This is a genomic window from Flavobacterium procerum (genome assembly GCF_042431625.1).
GTDB lineage: Bacteria > Bacteroidota > Bacteroidia > Flavobacteriales > Flavobacteriaceae > Flavobacterium > Flavobacterium procerum.
On sequence record NZ_JBHLYW010000009.1, the window covers coordinates 425,309 to 445,374 of the forward strand.

The 20,066-nt window shown below is 35.5% G+C and carries 10 protein-coding genes; all 10 read right to left on the bottom strand.

The genetic code is table 11. The features are described from left to right. Positions 1 to 162: 162 nt before the first annotated feature. The gene (locus ACFFLS_RS13180; protein ID WP_379682044.1) at positions 163 to 1,566 is read right to left on the bottom strand and encodes a glycoside hydrolase family 140 protein; all 1,404 of its coding nucleotides are present in this window, start codon (positions 1,564 to 1,566) and stop codon (positions 163 to 165) included. A gap of 271 nt (positions 1,567 to 1,837) precedes the next feature. Next, positions 1,838 to 4,990: a DUF6298 domain-containing protein gene (locus ACFFLS_RS13185; RefSeq protein WP_379682045.1), complete on the bottom strand. Its 3,153-nt coding sequence runs from the start codon at positions 4,988 to 4,990 to the stop codon at positions 1,838 to 1,840. 269 nt (positions 4,991 to 5,259) lie between these two features. Continuing rightward, positions 5,260 to 6,966: a polysaccharide lyase gene (locus tag ACFFLS_RS13190; protein ID WP_379682046.1), complete on the bottom strand. Its 1,707-nt coding sequence runs from the start codon at positions 6,964 to 6,966 to the stop codon at positions 5,260 to 5,262. Positions 6,967 to 7,011: 45 nt separating this feature from the next. Next, positions 7,012 to 7,701 (bottom strand): DUF3826 domain-containing protein, encoded by a 690-nt coding sequence (locus ACFFLS_RS13195; protein WP_379682047.1) that lies wholly within the window; start codon positions 7,699 to 7,701, stop codon positions 7,012 to 7,014. A gap of 290 nt (positions 7,702 to 7,991) precedes the next feature. Then, positions 7,992 to 9,704, bottom strand: a complete 1,713-nt coding sequence (locus tag ACFFLS_RS13200) for a polysaccharide lyase (RefSeq protein ID WP_379682048.1) — start codon at positions 9,702 to 9,704, stop codon at positions 7,992 to 7,994. 125 nt (positions 9,705 to 9,829) lie between these two features. Beyond that, entirely contained in the window at positions 9,830 to 11,800 is a 1,971-nt protein-coding gene (locus ACFFLS_RS13205) for a RagB/SusD family nutrient uptake outer membrane protein (protein ID WP_379682049.1), read from the bottom strand. A gap of 11 nt (positions 11,801 to 11,811) precedes the next feature. Beyond that, complete coding sequence (locus tag ACFFLS_RS13210; protein WP_379682050.1) at positions 11,812 to 15,186, bottom strand: SusC/RagA family TonB-linked outer membrane protein; 3,375 nt, start codon at positions 15,184 to 15,186, stop codon at positions 11,812 to 11,814. 660 nt (positions 15,187 to 15,846) lie between these two features. Beyond that, positions 15,847 to 16,629 carry a rhamnogalacturonan acetylesterase gene (locus tag ACFFLS_RS13215; protein WP_379682051.1) on the bottom strand — a complete coding sequence of 261 codons (783 nt, stop codon included), beginning with the start codon at positions 16,627 to 16,629 and terminating at the stop codon, positions 15,847 to 15,849. Between the two features lie 4 nt (positions 16,630 to 16,633). After that, positions 16,634 to 17,620: a pectinesterase family protein gene (locus tag ACFFLS_RS13220; protein ID WP_379682052.1), complete on the bottom strand. Its 987-nt coding sequence runs from the start codon at positions 17,618 to 17,620 to the stop codon at positions 16,634 to 16,636. Positions 17,621 to 17,850: 230 nt separating this feature from the next. Further along, a complete protein-coding gene (locus ACFFLS_RS13225; protein ID WP_379682053.1) occupies positions 17,851 to 19,869 on the bottom strand; it encodes an aceric acid hydrolase in 2,019 nt (672 codons plus the stop codon). Between the last annotated feature and the right edge of the window lie 197 nt (positions 19,870 to 20,066).

Consider the following 20,066-nt stretch of genomic DNA (forward strand, 5'->3'; position numbering starts at 1 on the left):
TTTCACGCAGATCTTGCAGATTTTGGCAGATTAACGCTGATTTATATTTTAAAAATATCTGCAGAATCTGCTTAAATCATTTTAAATCTGCGTGAAATATTTTATTCTCATTTTTGTGAATCAAAGCATTTCACTAATCACTTTTTACTTTTCACTAATCACTTAAATAGATCTCAAAATCAAAACCCAGTCATTTCCATCTTCTTTTTTACCTTCTGGTTGAAAATTCTGAGTTCCTTTGTTATCAAATGTTCCGATTTTAGTTTTCTTGCCGTTTCTTGGATTATACCAACTTGCTTCGAATTTATCTCCTGAAATTTTTCCTAGTTTTACTTCTATTATTCTTCCGTTGTAAGTGTATAATATCGCGTATTTTTCTCCTTTTATAGCTGGAATATAATCGTATTTTTCTCCTTGATTTACGACTAAAGAAACATCTGGAACTCCTTCTAAAAATGGCACTTCTTCCATTAATTTCTTAATGTAAATCATTTGCTTTGCTCCAGGTGCATTAATGGCTGATGTCCATAATTCTTTGTTTCCGTACGCTGGTTTATCACCTTTTCTGAACATTTGCATTACAGCGTTGTGCCCATATGTGTAACCTGCTCCACCTGATAAAACCGACCAATATCCGTAACGGCGAATGTCGCTTGCTGTCCATTTTGGCTGTAGAGTATCGTGCAAACCGTGTGGAATTCCTTCGTAAGATGGTTCTCCGTCAAGTGTTGGTTTTGTTGGTTTTAATTCGAAATCTCTAAGAACGAATTTATAGTTGTCTTCTTTAAAATTCGTTTTTACAGAATCCTGATCGTATCTTCTGTGTCCTGATTGGAACATATTGAAATCGAGCCATTTTGCATTATGATAATCATCTGAAGAATCGGTTCTTCCAAATGGGTGAAAAGTCACCAACTGATTTGGGTTGTTGGTTTTTAAAGTATTTCCAATGGCATTCCAGATGTCCTGAAATTCGTTTCCGTGTGTGTCCCCACCGTTTAACCAGATTACATTGGTTCTGTTTTTATATCGGTTAGCTAAGAACTTAGCATATTCAGTTGCCTGCTCTTTGCTTACTTTATTTCCTTTTGAAACGTTGGTTCCCCAAACTGGAACCATCGCTACGTAAATCCCGTTTTTCTGAGCTACGTCTAAAGTGTAATCTACGTGGTCCCAATAATCATATTGTTTTGCATCTTTGAAATCATTTCCTGCCGTAATCAAAGGCTTTGAAACGTCTTCGTTGATCAAAGCTGCGTCGCCATAAACGTTAACGGCATTGATGTTATGCAAAACCATCACCTGAACTACATTAAATCCTTTGTCTTTTCTGTCTTTGAAATATTTCTCAATTCCTGCTCTGTCCAGTTTTCCGAATGCAAGCCAGCCTGTGTCGCCTAACCAGAAAAATGGTTTTTCGTTTTCGGTAACAAAATAATGCTGATTTTTAGATACTTTGATTTCAGGTAGAGATGCTTTTGTTTTGGCAGATTGCGAAAAACCGCTTTGTGCTGTAAACATAAAGCTTATACAAAGAGCGTGTAAAGATTTAATTTTCAGATTCATTTTGGTTGTTTTTGAATTTATGTTTTTTGGGTTTGGTTGCCACGAATTCACGAATTATTTTTTTATAATCTTTGTGTTTTTATTTCACGCTCCCGATAGCTATCGGGACTGCTGATTTTGGCAGATTTACGCAGATTAAAATTTAAAAAATCTGCTAAATCCGTTTAAATCTTTTTTAAATCTGCGTGAAATTTTTCTCTCACAGATTTGAGCAATTAAACAGAATTAATTGTTTCCGATTAATTCGTGAATTCGTGGCTATCAAAACCTTTTATTTTTTCACTACAAAAAGCACTTTTTCTTTTATTTCGGCTTGTGGAATGGTTATTTGTTTTCCTCCGCTGATATTTGCTTTTTTGGTTATGGTTCCTGTTGAAGCATTGATTGCAAAGACTTCAAATGTTCCTTTTTCGTTTGCTAAATCGATGGTAATATCCTGATCGTTTTTCAAATAGAAAAGATAACTTTTTCCTTTGTTTTCTAATTTCCAAAGATTGTCTGAAAACGTATTTCCTTCAACTAATTTCATTTCGCTTAAAGCGGAATAAAACTGAGGCAATTCGATTTTCGGAATGTTTGGCATTGAAGCTCCCGCCATTAAAGCCGGCCATCCGAATCTTGAAGAACCGTCTGTTGAATATAAAATGACCTTTTCAGGATATTTTTTACGGTATTCACGAACGGCACGATACACCTGATTGTCAGTTTCTTTTCCGGTTTTTAATTTTCTGGCGTGCTGTCTTGGTGCTAAATTTACACCTCCTTGCGGGGCATAAGTAGAACCGTCTTCTTTGTAATACCAATAACGAATGTCGATTACATCAACCGTTTTTACTCTTTTGACATCATTTAAAATAGCATCCTGAACGTCTTTGGTAGCACTTAAACCAATTAAGCCTTTCTTGCCAGTTTCATCTTTCCATTTTTGGGCTTGGTCAATCCAGAATTCCATAAAATGTAATGGACCTGTGTATTCGGCACTTGTCAACTGAATTACGTTGCTGTTTTCCTGAAAGTTTTCGAATGATTTTCTAATGAAACCTTCGTGCAATTTTCTTCTTTGAGCATTGGTAATATCGTAAAACTGCTCTGCCATAAAAATACGTTTGTCTCCTGCATAAGGCGGTGGTTCAGGGAATCCTGTGCTGTTAATGTTGTTTGCTGAACGCCAAGGTGAACTTGCCCAATGTGCTCCCGCTTCTAAAATATTATGCTGAAAATATTGCTGATTGATTAACAATTGTCCGTTTGGTTCTGCAAGCGTTGCGAACTGCGCTAAACGACTCCAATACCAATCGTTGAATTTTGTTAAATCGTATTTACTTAAATGGTCCCAAGCGAGATCTTGTCCGCTTCTGGCGAAAGGCTGTTCGTAAAACGGCGGCCAAACATCGTCATCAATTCGACGAACACGCTCATGATCATCCATTCTTCTGTCGTACCATAAACCATAATTGTGCTCTAAGGCAACGATATTGTTTTTAGTTAAATAATCTACCGTTTCCTGAACTTTATCTGTCAATCCGTTTCCTGTTCTTCCTGGAACGAAACGTGTGATATGTGGTGTAGATTTATTTACGAAATCATCACTTAAATCACCTCTCCACCATGCTACGTTGGTTTGTTTTCCTGCAATTACTTTTCCTTCAAATGTTAACCAGCCATTTTCTGTGATTACTTTTGAAGTCGATTTTTCTGTTTTACTTGCAATAACTTTTAAATCGTTTGCATTTTTTAAACCTTTACTATCTACATTTATTGGATTTGCTTTTGAAACTTCTGCGATTAACTCCTGTAGACTTTTTGCCGTTGTAGCAGCATTTTTAGTCAATTCTGCAGCAACTTCTACACTCGGACTTGAAGAAGCTTCTGAACCTAAATCATAGATAAAAGGTTGAACTGGAAGTTTTCCTAATCTAGCTTCTAGTTGTGTGTAGAATAAACTTCTTGGACTGATATGTTCGTTTACGTTTTTCCAATGTCCGTTTCCTCCAAATTGTCCCCAAACTCCAAAAGCCCAGTTTTGCGCTGTTGGCGGACTATAACATTCTACTTTTGATGCTGATGATTCCCATATAACAGAATTCGCCGATGTCCATCCTGCGCCTCTTCCGCCTTGCTCTCTGTTATTATAACTTAATGCTTTTCCGTCGATATTGGCAATGTCAAATAAAACTCCAGTTGCCCAGCTTCCGATTGCGCCACTGTTTTCGAAAGGCAAATGTGATTCGCATTGTACGAACGCATTTGGTCCAGTTGTTCCAAATCCGCCTACAGCGAAATCATGATATCCAAATTCTGAATAACAGCGTTGGAAAAGTGTTTGCTGACCTTCTGTATAAAAAGTATGTCTTCTGAATGAAGCGATTTCTGAAATCGGTTCTGTTGCAATACAATCTTCAACCGTAACTTGCTGACTTGTTTTTAAAACCGTAACGGCTCCGCCTGCAAAGTGTTTGAAATTCACTTGTTTTACCCACGCATTTCTAGTGTTTTCAATACTGATTGCCTGCCAGCGGTGTTCTTCGTCTTTTAAGTTTGAAGGATTGTAGGTTGATTTTATTAAGATATTCTCAATTCCGATATGCTCGATTCTTCCTGCCCATGAATAAGCAGTTACTTTTGAAGTTCCGAAAGCATCATCCAAAGACATTGTGATTGGAGCGTTTACGGTTACTTCGTTTCCGTTTATTTTGGTAACGACACGATTCCAAGTTGTAGTCCAGTCTCCTTTTTTCCAACCAATCCAAGAAGTTTCTCCACCGAAATCCTGCATGTTTACTTCTTTAATGAAATTATCCGTTAAAGGTTTGCTGATTTCGATTTCGTCTCCAACTTTTAATTTTGATGCATTTTTTAATTGGATTTTCTGCGTTCCAAGTGGTGTGTAAGCATTGGCAAATTCAAATGAATCTTTAAACACTTTATCGTTTACACCTAAAATTCTAATTAAAGCTTCTCTTTCTAATCCGGTTCCTAAAAGTACGGTTCCGTTTTCAGAATTTCCGCTTCCTCTTAAAACTACACCCGATTTTCTAATGTATAAAGTTCCGCTGATTTTGAAAGTTCCTTTGTCCAACAAAACCGCTCCACGAAAACCTGATTTATCTGGTTTAAGAGAACTTACATAATCAATCGCATTTTGGATTTTCTGTGTTGCGTCTTCTTCTTGTTTGGAAACAAAAATTTTATTCTCCAGATTCGGAATGGCAACTTCTGAGTTTCTATAGCCCGCAAAAGAAAAATCTGGGATTTGATTTCCTTGATTATCTGTTGTGAAAGAAAGTTTGCCTTCTTTAGTTTTTACGATGTCTGGGAAATTGTTTTGGGCTGCGATGTTTAAACTTAAAAGCAACATCAAACCTGACAAAATCATTTTATCTTTTTGAAGAGAGATTGTATTTTTTAACTGAATAAAATTCACCTTAATATTTTTTTAGACTTTAAAATTAAACCATATGAGTAATATAAGCTCATATAATTTTTAGGTTTGTCTCTTTCCATAATCTTGTCATTTCGACGAAGGAGAAATCGCATTAGAAATTCTACTCTGAAAATCGCCAATCTTTGTCGAGTTTCGCGTGTGATTTCTCCTTCGTCGAAATGACAAACTATGATGGATATTGTATGTGTATTTAAACCTGACAGGTTTTAAAGCCTGTCAGGTTTGCGTCGAAAATACTTTCGTTTTAATTATTGCAATAAAGACTTTAATTTCGCTAAAGTATCCGTATTATTTTCGATTTTCGTCCAGTCTGTTTTGCTATTTGGATCGATTCCGTTAAAATACTTCTCGATGTTGGTGTATCCGTCTCCGTTTGCATCTTTATTGGCATCTGAAGCATCGTTCGGATTTAAACCGTATTTCTTTTCCCAAGCATCTGGAATTCCGTCATTGTCTGAATCTTTATACGCTTTTCCTTTGTAAGTAGGATATCCTCCCACTTGGTCAGGATGCGTTATAATTCCTTTTTTATAAGAATCGGCAGGCAATCTTCTTTTAATAAATTCTTTTCCGATTGAATTTTCTAAACCGTCTTTTACTTCGATTTTTCCTGTACGAACTTGTTTTAAGATTCTTTCGTCAACTGCATCTCTTTTTGGGATTGTCGCTCCAACATTAGCCAAAACAAAATCATAAGCTTCTTCTGCCGACATTATAGGAAACTTTGGCATTGAGAAAGGTTTCGGTTGTTTGATAGATGCTAAAAATTCTTTGGTTTCAGCTTCTGGAAGATTTTCCAATTGCACTCCGCCATTCCAGTTGTCTGCTGTTACTTCAGGAGAACCTACAATAAAGTTTCCTGAAACATATGCTCTTCCATATTGTTTTGGTTCAATATAACCCGATTCAGGTTTTACGATTCTATATGAAATTGGCTCGTTTTGTGGTGTAATTGGTCCTGGTTTGAAATAGTTGTTGATAATGTTCAACATCGAACGATAATCTCCTCCGTCCAGCGTACGATTCCACCAATTGAATACTACGTTATTCACAAAATTAAAGTCGCCATACATTCCGATAGAAGCATTTCTAGAAATGTTGTCTGCCCACAAGTTGCGCATAAAAGTACTATTCAATCCGCCGATTGTACTTCCGAAAGCATGATTATACGTATCTAAACCTTCTGATGAAATAGTGTTTTGAATCGTAATATTACAAGCTGGCAGTTTTTCCAGCTTTGATTTTGCGTTAGCTGCAAACTGATGTCTGTATAAAGAAATATTCTCATCCAATCCCCAGCTTACTGAGCAGTGATCTACAATGATATTTCCCATCGGATTTCCTCCTAATGCATCATCTCTTCGTGTAACATCTGTAGCTCCACGACGGAAACGCATATGTCTGATAATAACATCGTGCGTGTCAATTTCTAAAGTTTCTCCCGCAATACAGATTCCGTCACCAGGAGCAGTTTGTCCTGCAATGGTTACGTAAGGCGCACGCATGCTGATTCTTTTTTTCAACTGAATGATTCCCGAAACATTGAAAACAATCGTTCTTGCTCCCACTGCTTCACAAGCTTCGCGGAAAGTTCCTTTACCACTGTCTTCTAAACTTGTCACTACAAATATTTTTCCGCCACGGCCACCTTGTGTGTAAGCTCCACCACCTTCAGCACCCGGGAAAGCTGGAATATCTGCAAAAACAAAATCTTTTGGGTACGAAGCCCAAGGTAAATATGGCTTTCCTTGTTTTGCTTCTTCTTTGATGATATGAAGATTGGCATTCCAGATTTCGCTCAGTCTTTTTTCTTCGTCGGCCAAAATAGCATCTGCTTTTGCTTGAACATCTTTTGGTATTACAGGATATTGGGCATAAGCCGACGACATAAGCGAACAAAATGAGAAAGCCATTAAGGTTCTCTTTAAAGTACGGTTTGGAAAAATATTTTGCATTGAATTGTGTGGTGTAGTTAATAGTAGTTAGTTTTTTTTAAGAGATTATTCTTTTGCAGTTGAATCTTTTGCTTTATTCTTTTCTCTTTCCTCAATACGTTTGTGCCAGTCAGCACTTTCTTTGTTTAAATCGTAACCTTGTTTTGATAAATAGTTATTGATTCTTCCTTTGTATTTACCAAACCAACCGTGTTTTTCTTTAGATGAACCAGCGTCCATTGCATGTTCTCTGGCTTCAACCAAAGCTTTGTAGATATAGTCTTTTTGCTCTGTCGTTAAATTTGGAAGCATGTCGTTGTAACCTGCAACTGTAATTGGAAGAACTCCATAAGTCATTCCGTCTTTAACTTCAGTAATTTTGTCTTCTGACAATTCTTTACCTAATTTTTTGATGTAAGATTTGTGCAGTTTTGCAATTGATTCGTCTGCTTTAGCTTTCAGTTTATCAATCTTTTCGTTTTGCTTTTCTTTTGCTAGAGAACTGTCTTCTTTTACTTTTTTAATTTCAGCATCTCTTCCATCCTGAATTTCAGTTAAATCTCTAAATTGTTGTGCTATAATATTTGAAACTGCTTTTTCTTTCGCCTCGTTTTTCAAATCTAATTTGGTAACAATTTTTGCAGCTCTTTCGTTGGTAACTTTTACATATTCAGGATCCAAATGCTGCTGCGCATTTAAAGTTGAAAATGCGAAAACCAGCGATAATAAACCAGCATTTATTTTATTTAGTGCCATTATTTTTCTTTTTTATGAAGTTGTTAAACTTAATTAGAAGGCCAACGGCCTTTAAGAAACACCATAGGATAACATCCTATGACTCAAAAATCATGCAAACATAGCCCTGAAAGGGCGTAAGCCTTTATCAGTAACGTCTTTAATTAATTTCTTTCACCCTTTCAGGGCTTTTTTATTCCCCTATCTTATACACAGGACGTTGTCCTATGTTACTGCCTTCAGCCTTTCAGGCTCTTTTCAAAAATATTCCTGTCTCTTAATAAAAACAGGAGTGTTTTCAAAAACTGTTCCTATTTTAAATCTAACAAAGGTCTTACCAAAGTTTCTTTGTTATTTGCCAAATCTTTCCAATTTACTTTTATTGCTGGATTAACACCATTAATATAATCTTCAATATTAGAATAACCATCACCGTTTAAATCTCCTTGTGCATCAGATGGATCATTCGGGTTTAAACCGTATTTTTTCTCCCATGCATCTGGCATACCGTCTTTATCTGTATCTACATAAGGTTTTCCTTTGTATTCTGGATATCCACCAACTTGAGAAATGTCTGTAATGATTCCTTGTTTGTATGAATCCATTGGCAAACGTCTGTGTTCAAATTGATAAAAAGTCTTTTTTTCTAAACCTTTTGCATATTCTGGAACTCCAGTTTTTACTGTTCTTACGATTCTTTCGTCAACTTTATCTCTAATTGGCAAAGTTGCTCCAACGTTTTTAAGTACAAACTCATAAGACTCTTCAGCTGTCATGAATTTATTGAACCATGGCATTGGGAAAGGTTTGTCCGCTTTCATTTTAGCAAAATATTCTTTTGCTTCATCATAAGCCATCAACTCACCTTTTTTGTTTTCGATTTGAATACCACCGTCCCAGTTGTCTTTAGTCACTTTTTCGTTTCCGTTAACTACGTTTCCGTTTACAAAAGCTCTACCAAAAACCATATAAGGCAGTTTACTTCTTCCAGATTCTGGTTTTAAAATTCTATAACTAATTGGTTGTGTCAAATCGGTTACAGGTCCAGGTTTGTAGAAGTTATTGATGATGTTGTAATTTGCAGTGTAATCACCACCATCTGTCGATCTATTGTACCAGTTGAAAACAACATTATTCACAAAATTGAAAATTCCATTCCAGCCGATTGAAGGGTTTCTTCCTGCATTATTAGCCCACATATTTCTCATGAAAGAACAGTTTTCTCCTCCCAAAGTACTACCAAAAGCATGGTTGTAAGTGTCTAAAGCTTCTCCGAATAAACTATTTTGAATTGTAATGTTTACTGTTCCAACTTTAATATCTGGATATCCTGGACCTGGATTGTACATATGTCTGTAAATTGACATATTTTCGTCTAATCCCCAAGTGGCAGAAACGTGGTCAATCATGATATTTCCAACAGGATTTCCTCCAATAGCATCATCACGACGACCTACGAAAGTTTCTCCACGACGGAAACGTACGTGTCTGATAATTACATCATGCGTATCAATCCAAGTTGATTCTCCAGCAATACAAATACCATCACCTGGAGCAGTCTGTCCAGCAATTGTAATGTAAGGAGCACGAATAATCAATGGACTTTTAAGTCTGATAATTCCGGCAACATTAAATACGATAATTCTAGCACCTCCTTGTTCGCAAGCTTCACGTAAAGTTCCAGGTCCGCGGTCTTCTAAACTTGTAACTGTGTAAACCTTTCCTCCACGACCTCCAAATGTGTACATTCCTCCTCCTTCAGCTCCTGGAAAAGCAGGAATGTCTGCCTGTGGCAAATCTGTTGGTCTTGATGCCCATGGAATGTATGGTTTTCCATGTTTAGCCTCTTCTTCAATTACTATTAAAGCTTTTGCCCATGCTTCGTCAGAAAGTTTTTGAGCTTCTTCTTTAATTGCTTTTTCCTGCGCTTGAACTTCTGGACTAATTTTTGGATACTGAGCAAAACATTTTGCACTTCCTAAAAAAAGCAGAGATGATGCGATAAATAATGCGGAATTTTTCATGTTAATTTTGAATTTTGGTAATTCTTTTTAAACAAATCACCTGTATTTTTTTTAGAAATACAGGTGATATCGTTATTAATCTCTAATTATTATTTAATAAAGATGTAATATCCCTATTATTTCGTTTATTGTTGGTAATTGTAATCTCCTTCTCCGCCTGAAGCATCTTTCCATCCAATTGTTTGTTTCAGCCATGGATTTTGTGCTAATACTGTATTTTGTAATCCTTGAATGTAATAGTTAGGGTTAAACTTGATTTTAACTCCCACATTATTAACCTGATCCATTGGTACTGGTGGTGCCACAAGGATAAAATTATTAGTATAAAAAGTTGCTAATGTTGCCAACTGAGCCTGGAAATTAGCAGCATCTGGATCTGCAGAAATACTTGCACGTGCTGCAGCTAAAGGGTCTGCAGATGTAGCTGTATTTTTATACTGTAGATAGTTTCCTGTACGTTGCGTTCCGTTGATTGGAGCTAAACCTAATTTTGAAACTGTTCCTCCTGTTGTTCCAGGAAGTGTCACATTATCATAAAGCATCCATCTTTGAATATCCCAAAAACGTTTTCCTTCATAAGCTAACTCTACTCTACGCTCATATAAAACAGCTTCAATAGCCGCGTATTTATCAACCGGAGTTCCGATTCCGTAATTGTTTCCAGATGGAATACCTACACGGTTTCTAATTCTTCCTAAATAAGCAACAGAATTACTTGTTTGTCCTAATGCAGCATAACATTCTGCAATATTCAATAACAACTCTGCATAACGGTATTCTAAAATATCATTTCCTGAATATTGAAAACTACTTGCGTTTGTAGCAGTAACATCTGTCATTTTTCTAACCAATGCAGGACTTGTTTCATTGTTTGAGTCACTATAGTATGGCTTGCTCGCATTATCCATCCAACGATAAGCCCAAATTACCGGCTTAGCATTTTCTTTATAATCCCATTTAACTCCAGAAAAAGCAAATGTTCTATAAAATCGCGGGTCACGTTTTACAAAGAATAAAAACGGGTCATATCCATTCGCTGTAGTTGGTCTTCTACCATCATCCAAAGGAAATAAATCAATCATTTCTTTTGGAGCTTCCATACCGCTTACACCTCCCTGGCTGAATAGACGAATACCTCTCTCCCAAGAGTTATTAACCCCAAGATTAGTATTATTTGTAGATAAAAGCTGCGTTGTAATAGCTTCAGGACAAAAACCATTGTTAGCAGAAATTGCAAACATATTCTGCCAATCTTTAGCAGAGCTTCCGTATAAACCATATCCAGCAGATGATAATTCTGTCTCAGCAGCCAAACCAGCTTGTAATGCAGCATTCCAACGTTCATTTGAACTATCCCAGTTTTTATTAAACAATGGACTTGCATAAGTAAGTAATACTCTTGATTTTACTGCCAAAGCAGCTCCTTTAGTAACACGACCATACTCAGCAGAAGCCCAGGTACTTGGTAATAAGCTTGCAGCCATATCCAAATCTTTAACAATTTGCTCGACAACTTCACCTACTGTAGCACGTGGTACTTTAATTGCTTCATCTATGGCACTTGGTGTTTGAACTTCTGTTACAATTGGCACACCTCCATATACTTTCATTAAATCAAAATACTGTACAGCGCGCAGGTAATACAACTGTCCTTTTGCCTGATCACGAAAACTTTTGCTCAAATTAGCTCCTTTTACATCTACCTCTGCTATAAAAGAATTACAATCTCTAATTCTGTTGTAAGGAACGTTGTTAATCTTATCTTCTAATTTACCTCCATAATATCCAGATGCATCTGCTGCATTCACATAGGTAATATTTGGATTAATAAGAGGTTGAACTCCTCCGATCTCTTCTGTCATTCTAGAATATACATCTGTAAACGAACCTACCAAACTTTGTCCTGGAGATTTAAAAGCAGAATAATAATCAAAATAAACATTATTTATATACCAAGTTGCACGTTCCTGGTTCTGATAAAATGAATCATCGACACTTCCGAAATTCTTCTTTTCTTCTAAAAAGTTGTCACTACAAGAAGTACTTAACACTGCGAAAAGTGCTAAAGCTATATATTTATTAATTTGTCTTTTCATCTTTAATTGTTTTAGAATGTAATGTTAAAAGTAACAGCCCATGTTCTAAGTGTTGGATAGTTTTCAGAAGAACTATCATACATATTACGATAATGATCTGGATACGGATTGTATAAATCCCAAAGGTTATTTCCTGTAACACCAATTGACCATTTTGAAATTTTAATCTTATCTAAAAGCTCTCTTGGCATATCAAAACCAAGCGTCAAGTTTCTAACTGTACAACGGAAAGTATCAAGCATCCAGAAATCTGAAGGTGCAGTAATATAATCCTGACCTGTTGTGTTTAAGTTTGGATATTTACCATTTACGTTATCATCTGCTGAGTACATATCGTTCCAGAATGTCTCACGAGCCCACATATTATGTGCAGATGAAGTTCCCTGTTTTACCACATCGATAGCTCGGTAGCCACCCCAAGATGTTGCAATTTGTGTTTTGATAAAAAATGATTTGTACCTTGCTCCTAAGTTAGTAGTAAAACCGTATGTTCTGTTTCTATTTACTAATTTAATATAATCTTCATTTTTTTGAATCTGACCATTTGGACCTGCTTGAGTTCCATCTGTACTGTTAAATTGCCCTCCAACGTCTTCATAAGCCAACATACCTTTTCTCATATTGGCAACATTAGAAATACCCATATAGTTAGGCTGAACACCTGCTGCAGTTGCACGCTCTGTCAAATAAGACCAATAGTTTGCAACATCCTCATCTGTACGTAAAATACCATCTCCTGTAGAAGTTTCTTTCCATGTTCTGAATCCCCATTGTGGAAAAATCAAAGAATGACCTGCTTGTGTTAAGTTATTTGATGGATGTAATGTCGCAGGTTCTGGATATTTTTTAACTTTATTATCAGCCAATCCAAAGTTTACACCTACATTATAACTGAAATTTTTGTTAACATTATCTTTCCAGTTTACACTTACCTCAGTTCCCCAAGAATCAACAGCTGCATAATTCTCTTCTGCATAGCCTCCTCCAACAGAGATAGGTACACCAACCATACCAGCCATACCTGTAAGCATTTCTTTTGATTTTTCATAGTAAAAATCAGTTGTTAGAGACAATCTATTTTTTAAGAAAGCTAAATCAAAACCTAAGTTGTTTTTTATTGTAGCATCCCATCCAACATTTCTGTTTGGTTCAACTCTTGGTGTTACAGAACCTCCAAGTACTCCTCCATTACTTCCAAATTGGAATCCTTTATCTGCAACTACATCATAAAGCTTCATCCATCTCCATGCATTGATATTATCATTTCCAGTTTTACCAATAGAGTAACGAACTTTGAAGAAATCTACCGCTGGTACATTAAACCATTTTTCTTTCGAAACAATCCATCCTGCTTGAACAGATGGGAAGAATCCCCAGTAGTTTTCAGGTGCAAACTTTGTTGATGCATCACTTCTAAAAAGAAATTGAAGCATATAACGTGATTTATAGCTGTAGTTAAGACGTCCTAAATATGATAAAGTTCCTTGCTCACCTTTTAGTGCTTGTGAGTTTGAATTTAAAACACCAGCTGTCTGATATGATCCTCCGTAATCTTTTCCTGTACCTTCATAAGCTAAACGAGTTGTATTATATTCTGTTTCAGAACGCTCAACAGAAAACATAGCTCCAATTTCATGGTTGTCAAATGTTCTGTTATAATCTGCAAAGAAGTTAGTCTGAACAGCTTTAGAGAGAGAAGTATTGTAATAAACTCTTGCACTACGAACGTTTGTTTCTATAGCATAGTAGTTATGAACTCCATCATTTACAGTTGTAGGAAGAGCTGAACTTGCTAAGTGACTATCGATTTTTTCGTAACCCATTATTCTTGCTAGGTCATATGGAAGCTGAATTTGCTCTGAACTGCTTGAAGTTTGATTTCTTGAATAAGTACCTTTAAGTGATAAACCTTTAATGAAAGGAACTTTCCAGTTTAAAGACATATTTACATTATAAGTAAAATCACTTGAGATTTGTTTAGAACCATTATTTAGTGACGCAAAGTAATTCCATCCCGCAATAGTATTATTAGCATTCGCAGATCCTAACGTACTAGTTGTACGTGGAAATGGAGACATATAATAATCTTGTCCATTTACAACAGTTTGCCAAGGAATATATTTTGGCATGTGCAACAATAATCCGTAATCGGCCTGCTCACCACCTGCCGCAGAACCATAACTGCTGTCATTAATACCAGAAGAAGCTTTAGTAAAAGACTTTTCAATATCACCTGAGTTTCCAGATACAGAAGCAGAAAAATCTAAAGAGCTACTAATTTTTGCTGTAACCCCAGTACGGAAATTCCATTTGTCATAACTTTGTCTTCCTAAATTCGCTCCTTGTGTAAAGTAGTTAATACCTGCAAAATAAGTTGCTTTTTCAGTACCTCCACTAACATTTAAAGTATGTTTTTGCTGTATAGCAGGTCTCCAAGCTTCTTCCAACCAATCATAATCAAGACCTTTCATCTCTTCTAACTCTCTATCAGTAAAAAGGTTAGACCCGTTGTTACCAATATTATTATTTCCTTTGAAATATCTATTAGAGAAAACACCATATTCGTAAGCAGACATAGTTTTACTATGACTTACAGCATCATTAACTGCAAACTGACTAAAGTATGAAAAAGTTGGCACTCCGCTTTTTCCTCTTTTTGTTTTAATTACGATTGCTCCTTGAGATGCACGAGAACCATAAATCGCAGCAGAAGCATCTTTAAGAACTGTCATACTTTCAATCTCCGAAGGATCTAATCTGTTAAATGCATCCAATGAAGGTCTACCATTAATAGGGTCAACCTGAATCATATCATCAATTACAATTAATGGCGTTTTAGAACTACCGTCTTTTGAGAAACCATATGTTTGACGAATTTCAATTGCAGCTGCATCTCCAGGACGGCTACCGCCAGTAATAACCGATAAACCAGGAACCTGACCTCTCAAGGCTTCAGATAAATTTGAAACTGGAAGATCCTGAATTTCTGATACATTTATCGTAGCGATTGCTCCAGTAAGTTTTTCCTTTTTCTGACTACCGTATCCAACAACTACTATATTCTGTAATTCATTAGAATCTTCAGATAATTTAACATTTACAGTTGTACGTGTTCCAATGGCTACTTCCTGTTTTTTCATTCCAATAAAAGAAAAAACTAAAGTCGCATTTGCCTTAACTTTAATTTGATATTGACCATTGAAATCTGTGGTCACAGTATTTTTTGTAGATTTTTCGGTTACGTTTACTCCAGGCAGTAGACCAGATACATTATCTGTTACAACTCCAGTCACAGTTACCGTACTGCCAGAATTTTGAGCGTAAGTCAATACACTCATCATCGCAAACAAAAGAAAACTACATCTTTTAATAAGTGCTTGTTTCATAAATGTCTTTTTTGGTTAGTTTATAAATTGTTAGTTAGTCATGTTAATGCGTCTTTTTTCAAAAAACAAAAATTTAATTAAATCTTAAATTCTTCAATTAAATGTCAAAAACACATTTATTTTTAGTAATCCAAAAATAGGATGATGGTATATTACAACCGTCCTGCTCTATCCTGTTTTAATCCTTTTATTTCATTAAAAGCAGGCAAAAAAAACAATATTAATAAAAATTGGATTGAAAAAATATACCTATCTAAAAAAAACAGTTGATTTCTTTGAGTAAAATAAAATTTAGGAACCTGTTTTGGGATAAATACAATAAAAAATTCATCAAAAACATTCAATAAGTAATTTTAATTCAACACAACCTTCTAGTCATACTGACATTTAGTATATTAAGATTATACTGAAAAAACAGAAAACGTTTTCGTAAAAGCACTTTTTGTGCTCCATTTTATATTAAAAAACTTATAAAATACGCTGTTTTGAACTGTTAATTATTAGCAAAAAAAAATTGAAAAAAGTTTTTTTTAAACGTAAATTCTGACCAAGACAGCTACTAATAATACGTTTTCTAATGTTTTTTTTAAGGATAAGTAGGAATTTTATTATTTCGAAAAATTAAGAATATCCAATAAACATAGTAAGTGGCAAAAAAGATTACAAATCTTTCATTGCATTAAAAACAAGGCGTGCAATTTCTTCTCCTCCTTTCGTCTGAAAATGGGTATTGTCTTTCTGTCCTTCGGGAAAAGCAGGATACTTATCTGCTTCAAAATTCATGAAATAATTTGTAGTAACATATTCCTGTCCTTTTGATGAGAAGAAGCTCATTGAAAGCTCATTCAAATCAATATACTTTACGTTCAATTCTTTTGCAACATCGATTGCTGCCTTTGGATAATCGCCGTGTACATTAGAAAGTCTTCCGTCTTTCCACGGATAATTCCTTGCAACTGGTGTCAATATAATTGGCGTTCCTCCTTTTTCTTTTGTTTGACTAATAAAAAGTCGAAGAAACTCTTTATAGCCTTCAATGTTTACATAACGTTCTGTTTTGTCCACAGCTGCATCATTATGACCAAACTGCATCATGACGATATCTCCTTTTTGAAGTGATTTGTAAACCGAAGCCCAACGTCCTTCCTGAAAAAAAGTTCTTGTGCTTCTGCCACCTTTTGCTCGATCATCAATTTTTACCTCTTTGACAGAACCTAAAATATTTTTGACGAGTTTTAAGCTATCTTTTTGAAAAAAAGGCTGAAAAACCTGTCCCCAACCTACTTGTGGAAATTTCTTTGTTTGATAATTTTCTTCCAACGAATAATCAGCAACCGTAGAATCACCAATTAAATAAATAGTCGTTACTTTTGACTTAAAACTAAAAGCGCCCAGTAATAAAACTGAGCACGTTCCTAGTATAAAAAATTTAATTTTTCTCACAATCTTACTTATTTGGATTCCATCCGTTTAACACTAAATCCTTATTATATTTCTTAATCTCTTCTTTTTTTAGTTGATGCGACCATGAAACACGCTGTCCTAAATCTTTTGCGCTCGCTCCATTACTACCATATTCAGCATAATAAGCTGTTTTGTCTTTGTCTGGGAATCGAGTATCAATCCAAGCATTCCAACCTTCTGGAATAATATGCGAACCTAAATCTGTATTGATAAAAACCGTTTGTGCATAAGGTCTCCATGGTCTTCCTAAAAAAACTTTATCTACCGATTTGTCATTAGCGGTAAGTTTACAATCTGTAAAAACAAAACCATAAGCCTGTCCTTTTGGAGTTGAAGCAGCTGTTATATAAGAATTAACTAAACTTTCAATCGTGCATTTATAAAAATAAGCCGTAGCAGCTCCAAAAATGAAATCGGTCGTTCCGTTGATAAAACAGTTTTCAAAATAGATGCGAGTTTTTTCTTCAGATAAATAAAGGGTATCTTGATTTCCTAAAAGATTACAATTTTTTACAGTAACTCTATCGCTTTTAATATGAAGAGCTACCGCCTGTCCTACTCTTCCTGCTGTATTTTCAACCGTTAGATTTTCCAGTGTACAATCATTTCCTTTTATTAAAAAGGAATAAGAAGTTCCTGTTCCAAATTCCTTTTTACCTGATGAATCTGGTTCACGAAGTGGTTTTCCAGAATAATCATCAAATGAAATAATGGTTTTATTTCTGTCTATACCTTTTAAAGTAATGAAAGGTTTAGAAGCAGGAATTTCCAATTTCTCGATATACTTTCCTGACTTTATTGTAATTATGACTCTTTTCTCTGAATTATCTTTGACATTATTAATAGCTTCCTGAATTGTTTTGAAATCGCCCGAACCATCTTGTGCAACGGTTAATGCGAGTTTATTATCAAGCGTTTGGGCTGATAGAGAGAGTGTTGTTAGTAAAAGTAGCGTTAGAATGTATTTCATATATTTTTTGTTTTTTTTTGTCATTTCTGACCGAAGGGAGAAATCACACACGGGATTCGGCAAAGATTGGCGATTTACTATGAGGGGCTACTTGCGGAGATTCCTCGTTCCTCGGAATGACAAACTGAGCGTTGCAACTTTGACAAAAATGTTTGAATTTCAAGAAAATTAAAAAATCCGTTTTTAATCCGCGCCTTTACGAAGTAAATCCGTTTCATCCGCGTACCAAATTAATGCGACATCCAAACCGTCATTTCTCCTTTTCCTTTATTTCCCCATGCAAAATACGGAATCAATTTTACTTGTACCATATTTTCATTTTTAGAAGAAAGCGGTTTGTATAACGTTTTCTCCCATGAATTATTAGAATTTATAACCGCTTCAGCATCAATGCTTACTAAATTTCTATTGTTTAGTGTAAAAGGATTCGTTTTAAATTGTGAATTCACTTTTAAAGCCACATCATTCACACTAATTTTAGCAGGCAATTGATCTGATTCTAAACAATAAACTAATGGTCCTCTTTTTACCGCAACCTGATTTTTAGCTTCTTCCACCAACGGATTGGCTTCCATCAACTCAACTGGCATTGGAATGTTTAATTCAATAACATCTCCTTTTTTCCATTTTTGATTCAATTTCAAATAAGTTCCAGAAACAATTTTATCTGTAATTTTTGAATTATTTATTGAAACTTCAGCATTCTGACTCCAGCCTGGAATTCTTAAAAAGAAGTTCTGCAAATCTTTTGGCGCTTTTATAATTTTCAAAGTTATTTTTCCATCCCAAGGATAATTGGTCTGCTGTTCAATTTGCAACGCTTCTCCATTAATTGTTTTGGTATTCAAAGAATTGCTTCCGTATAAATTGACAAACAAACCTTCTTTTGAAAGACTGTAAGCATAATTTCCAACTTCGGCAATTGTTCTGGTTACGTTTGGCGCACAGCAATTTGACAAAGCAATGTAGCCCTCACGTTCATTTCCCCATCTTTGATGAAATGGTAAATCATTTGAAACGTTCAGCGGATTATTATACAAGAATTTTTCTCCTTCCAAATCCATTCCCGAAAGCACACTGTTGTAAAGTGCCAACTCTACAATATCAGCATATTTGGCATCTCCCGTAATTTGAAGCATTCTCCAGTTCCATAAAACATTTCCAATATTGGCACAGGTTTCGGTATGAGCCGTTGCATTTGGTAATTGAAAAGGCCTTCCGTACGCTTGATGGATTTTCTGCACCACCGTAGGATCATAAGAAGTTCCGTCTGGCGAAACTCCGTCGTATAAAGAACCACAGCCTCCTGTAATGTACATTTTTCGATACGTTACATCATCCCAAATCGATTCTAGATTATCTAGCAGTTTCTTTTCTCCAGTTTCGGCATATAAATCAGCTATTCCAGCGTATAAATAATTTGCTCTTACGGCGTGTCCCATCGCAGTTGTCTGCTGTCTAAACGGAATTCGATCTTGATTATCATCAGTTCCGTCATTTGTAGTTCCTCTAATATCGATTAGATTATTGGCCAATTCCAGATATTTTGGATCTTTTACTGTTCTATACATCTCAACAATTCCCATATAATGTGATGGACAAATTGCATTTCTGGCCAATTCTGGCGATGCTTTTTTGTAGAAATCATATAAGAAATCGGCAACTCCTTTGGCAATATTTAAGAAATTTGTTTTCCCAGTGGCACGATAATGAATACAAGCCGCAGTCATTAAATGTCCCATATTGTATTTCTCAAAACCTAACTGTTTCTTAACTTCTTCTGGGCCTAAAGTTCCCCAGCGTTCGTCAATTAAAACTGGCGTATGAATATAACCGTCTTTGCGCTGTACTTTCGCGAAAAGTGCAATAGCTTTATCCATTTCTGCATCGAGTTTTTTATCTTTTGTAACAGCATACGTCGCAGCCATTCCTTCAAAAATCTTGTAGAAATCACCATCATGAAATGAAGGTCCTTTAAAAGCTCCTTTGCTTAATCCTGCTGCAATTTCGAAGTTTTTGTAAGCATGCGAAATCTCATCGTTATGATACAAATCCCACATATACGGCAAGGTATTTTTGGTTTCTACATCAAATTGTTCTTTCCAAAAACCATTTGTCCATTTTACATCTTGCAGACCTACACTTTGTAATTTGGAATACGGGCTTTCTGAATTCGCAACCAAACCTTTGTTCTGGGCAAAGATTACGGTTGAAAGAAATAAGGATGATATGATGATATTCTTTTTCATTTTGAATTTAATTTTATCTGCTTGATCTGCTAAATCTGCGAGAGATTAATTTTTCACGCAGATTCGGCAGATTTTAGCAGATTATTTTTTGTTTTTTATTTCTTGTCTAAAATCTGCGAGAATAAAAAAAATTTTCTCGCAGATTTAGCAGATTCTACAGATTTTTTCTTTTTTAAATAAATCTGCGCAGATCTGCT

Bases quoted from the DNA above. Each gene is read 5' to 3' on its own strand.
- ACFFLS_RS13180 (WP_379682044.1), bottom strand. From the start codon at position 1,566: ATGAATCTGAAAATTAAATCTTTACACGCTCTTTGTATAAGCTTTATG.
- ACFFLS_RS13190 (WP_379682046.1), bottom strand. From the start codon at position 6,966: ATGCAAAATATTTTTCCAAACCGTACTTTAAAGAGAACCTTAATGGCT.
- ACFFLS_RS13195 (WP_379682047.1), bottom strand. From the start codon at position 7,701: ATGGCACTAAATAAAATAAATGCTGGTTTATTATCGCTGGTTTTCGCA.
- ACFFLS_RS13200 (WP_379682048.1), bottom strand. From the start codon at position 9,704: ATGAAAAATTCCGCATTATTTATCGCATCATCTCTGCTTTTTTTAGGA.
- ACFFLS_RS13205 (WP_379682049.1), bottom strand. From the start codon at position 11,800: ATGAAAAGACAAATTAATAAATATATAGCTTTAGCACTTTTCGCAGTG.
- ACFFLS_RS13210 (WP_379682050.1), bottom strand. From the start codon at position 15,186: ATGAAACAAGCACTTATTAAAAGATGTAGTTTTCTTTTGTTTGCGATG.
- ACFFLS_RS13220 (WP_379682052.1), bottom strand. From the start codon at position 17,620: ATGAAATACATTCTAACGCTACTTTTACTAACAACACTCTCTCTATCA.
- ACFFLS_RS13225 (WP_379682053.1), bottom strand. From the start codon at position 19,869: ATGAAAAAGAATATCATCATATCATCCTTATTTCTTTCAACCGTAATC.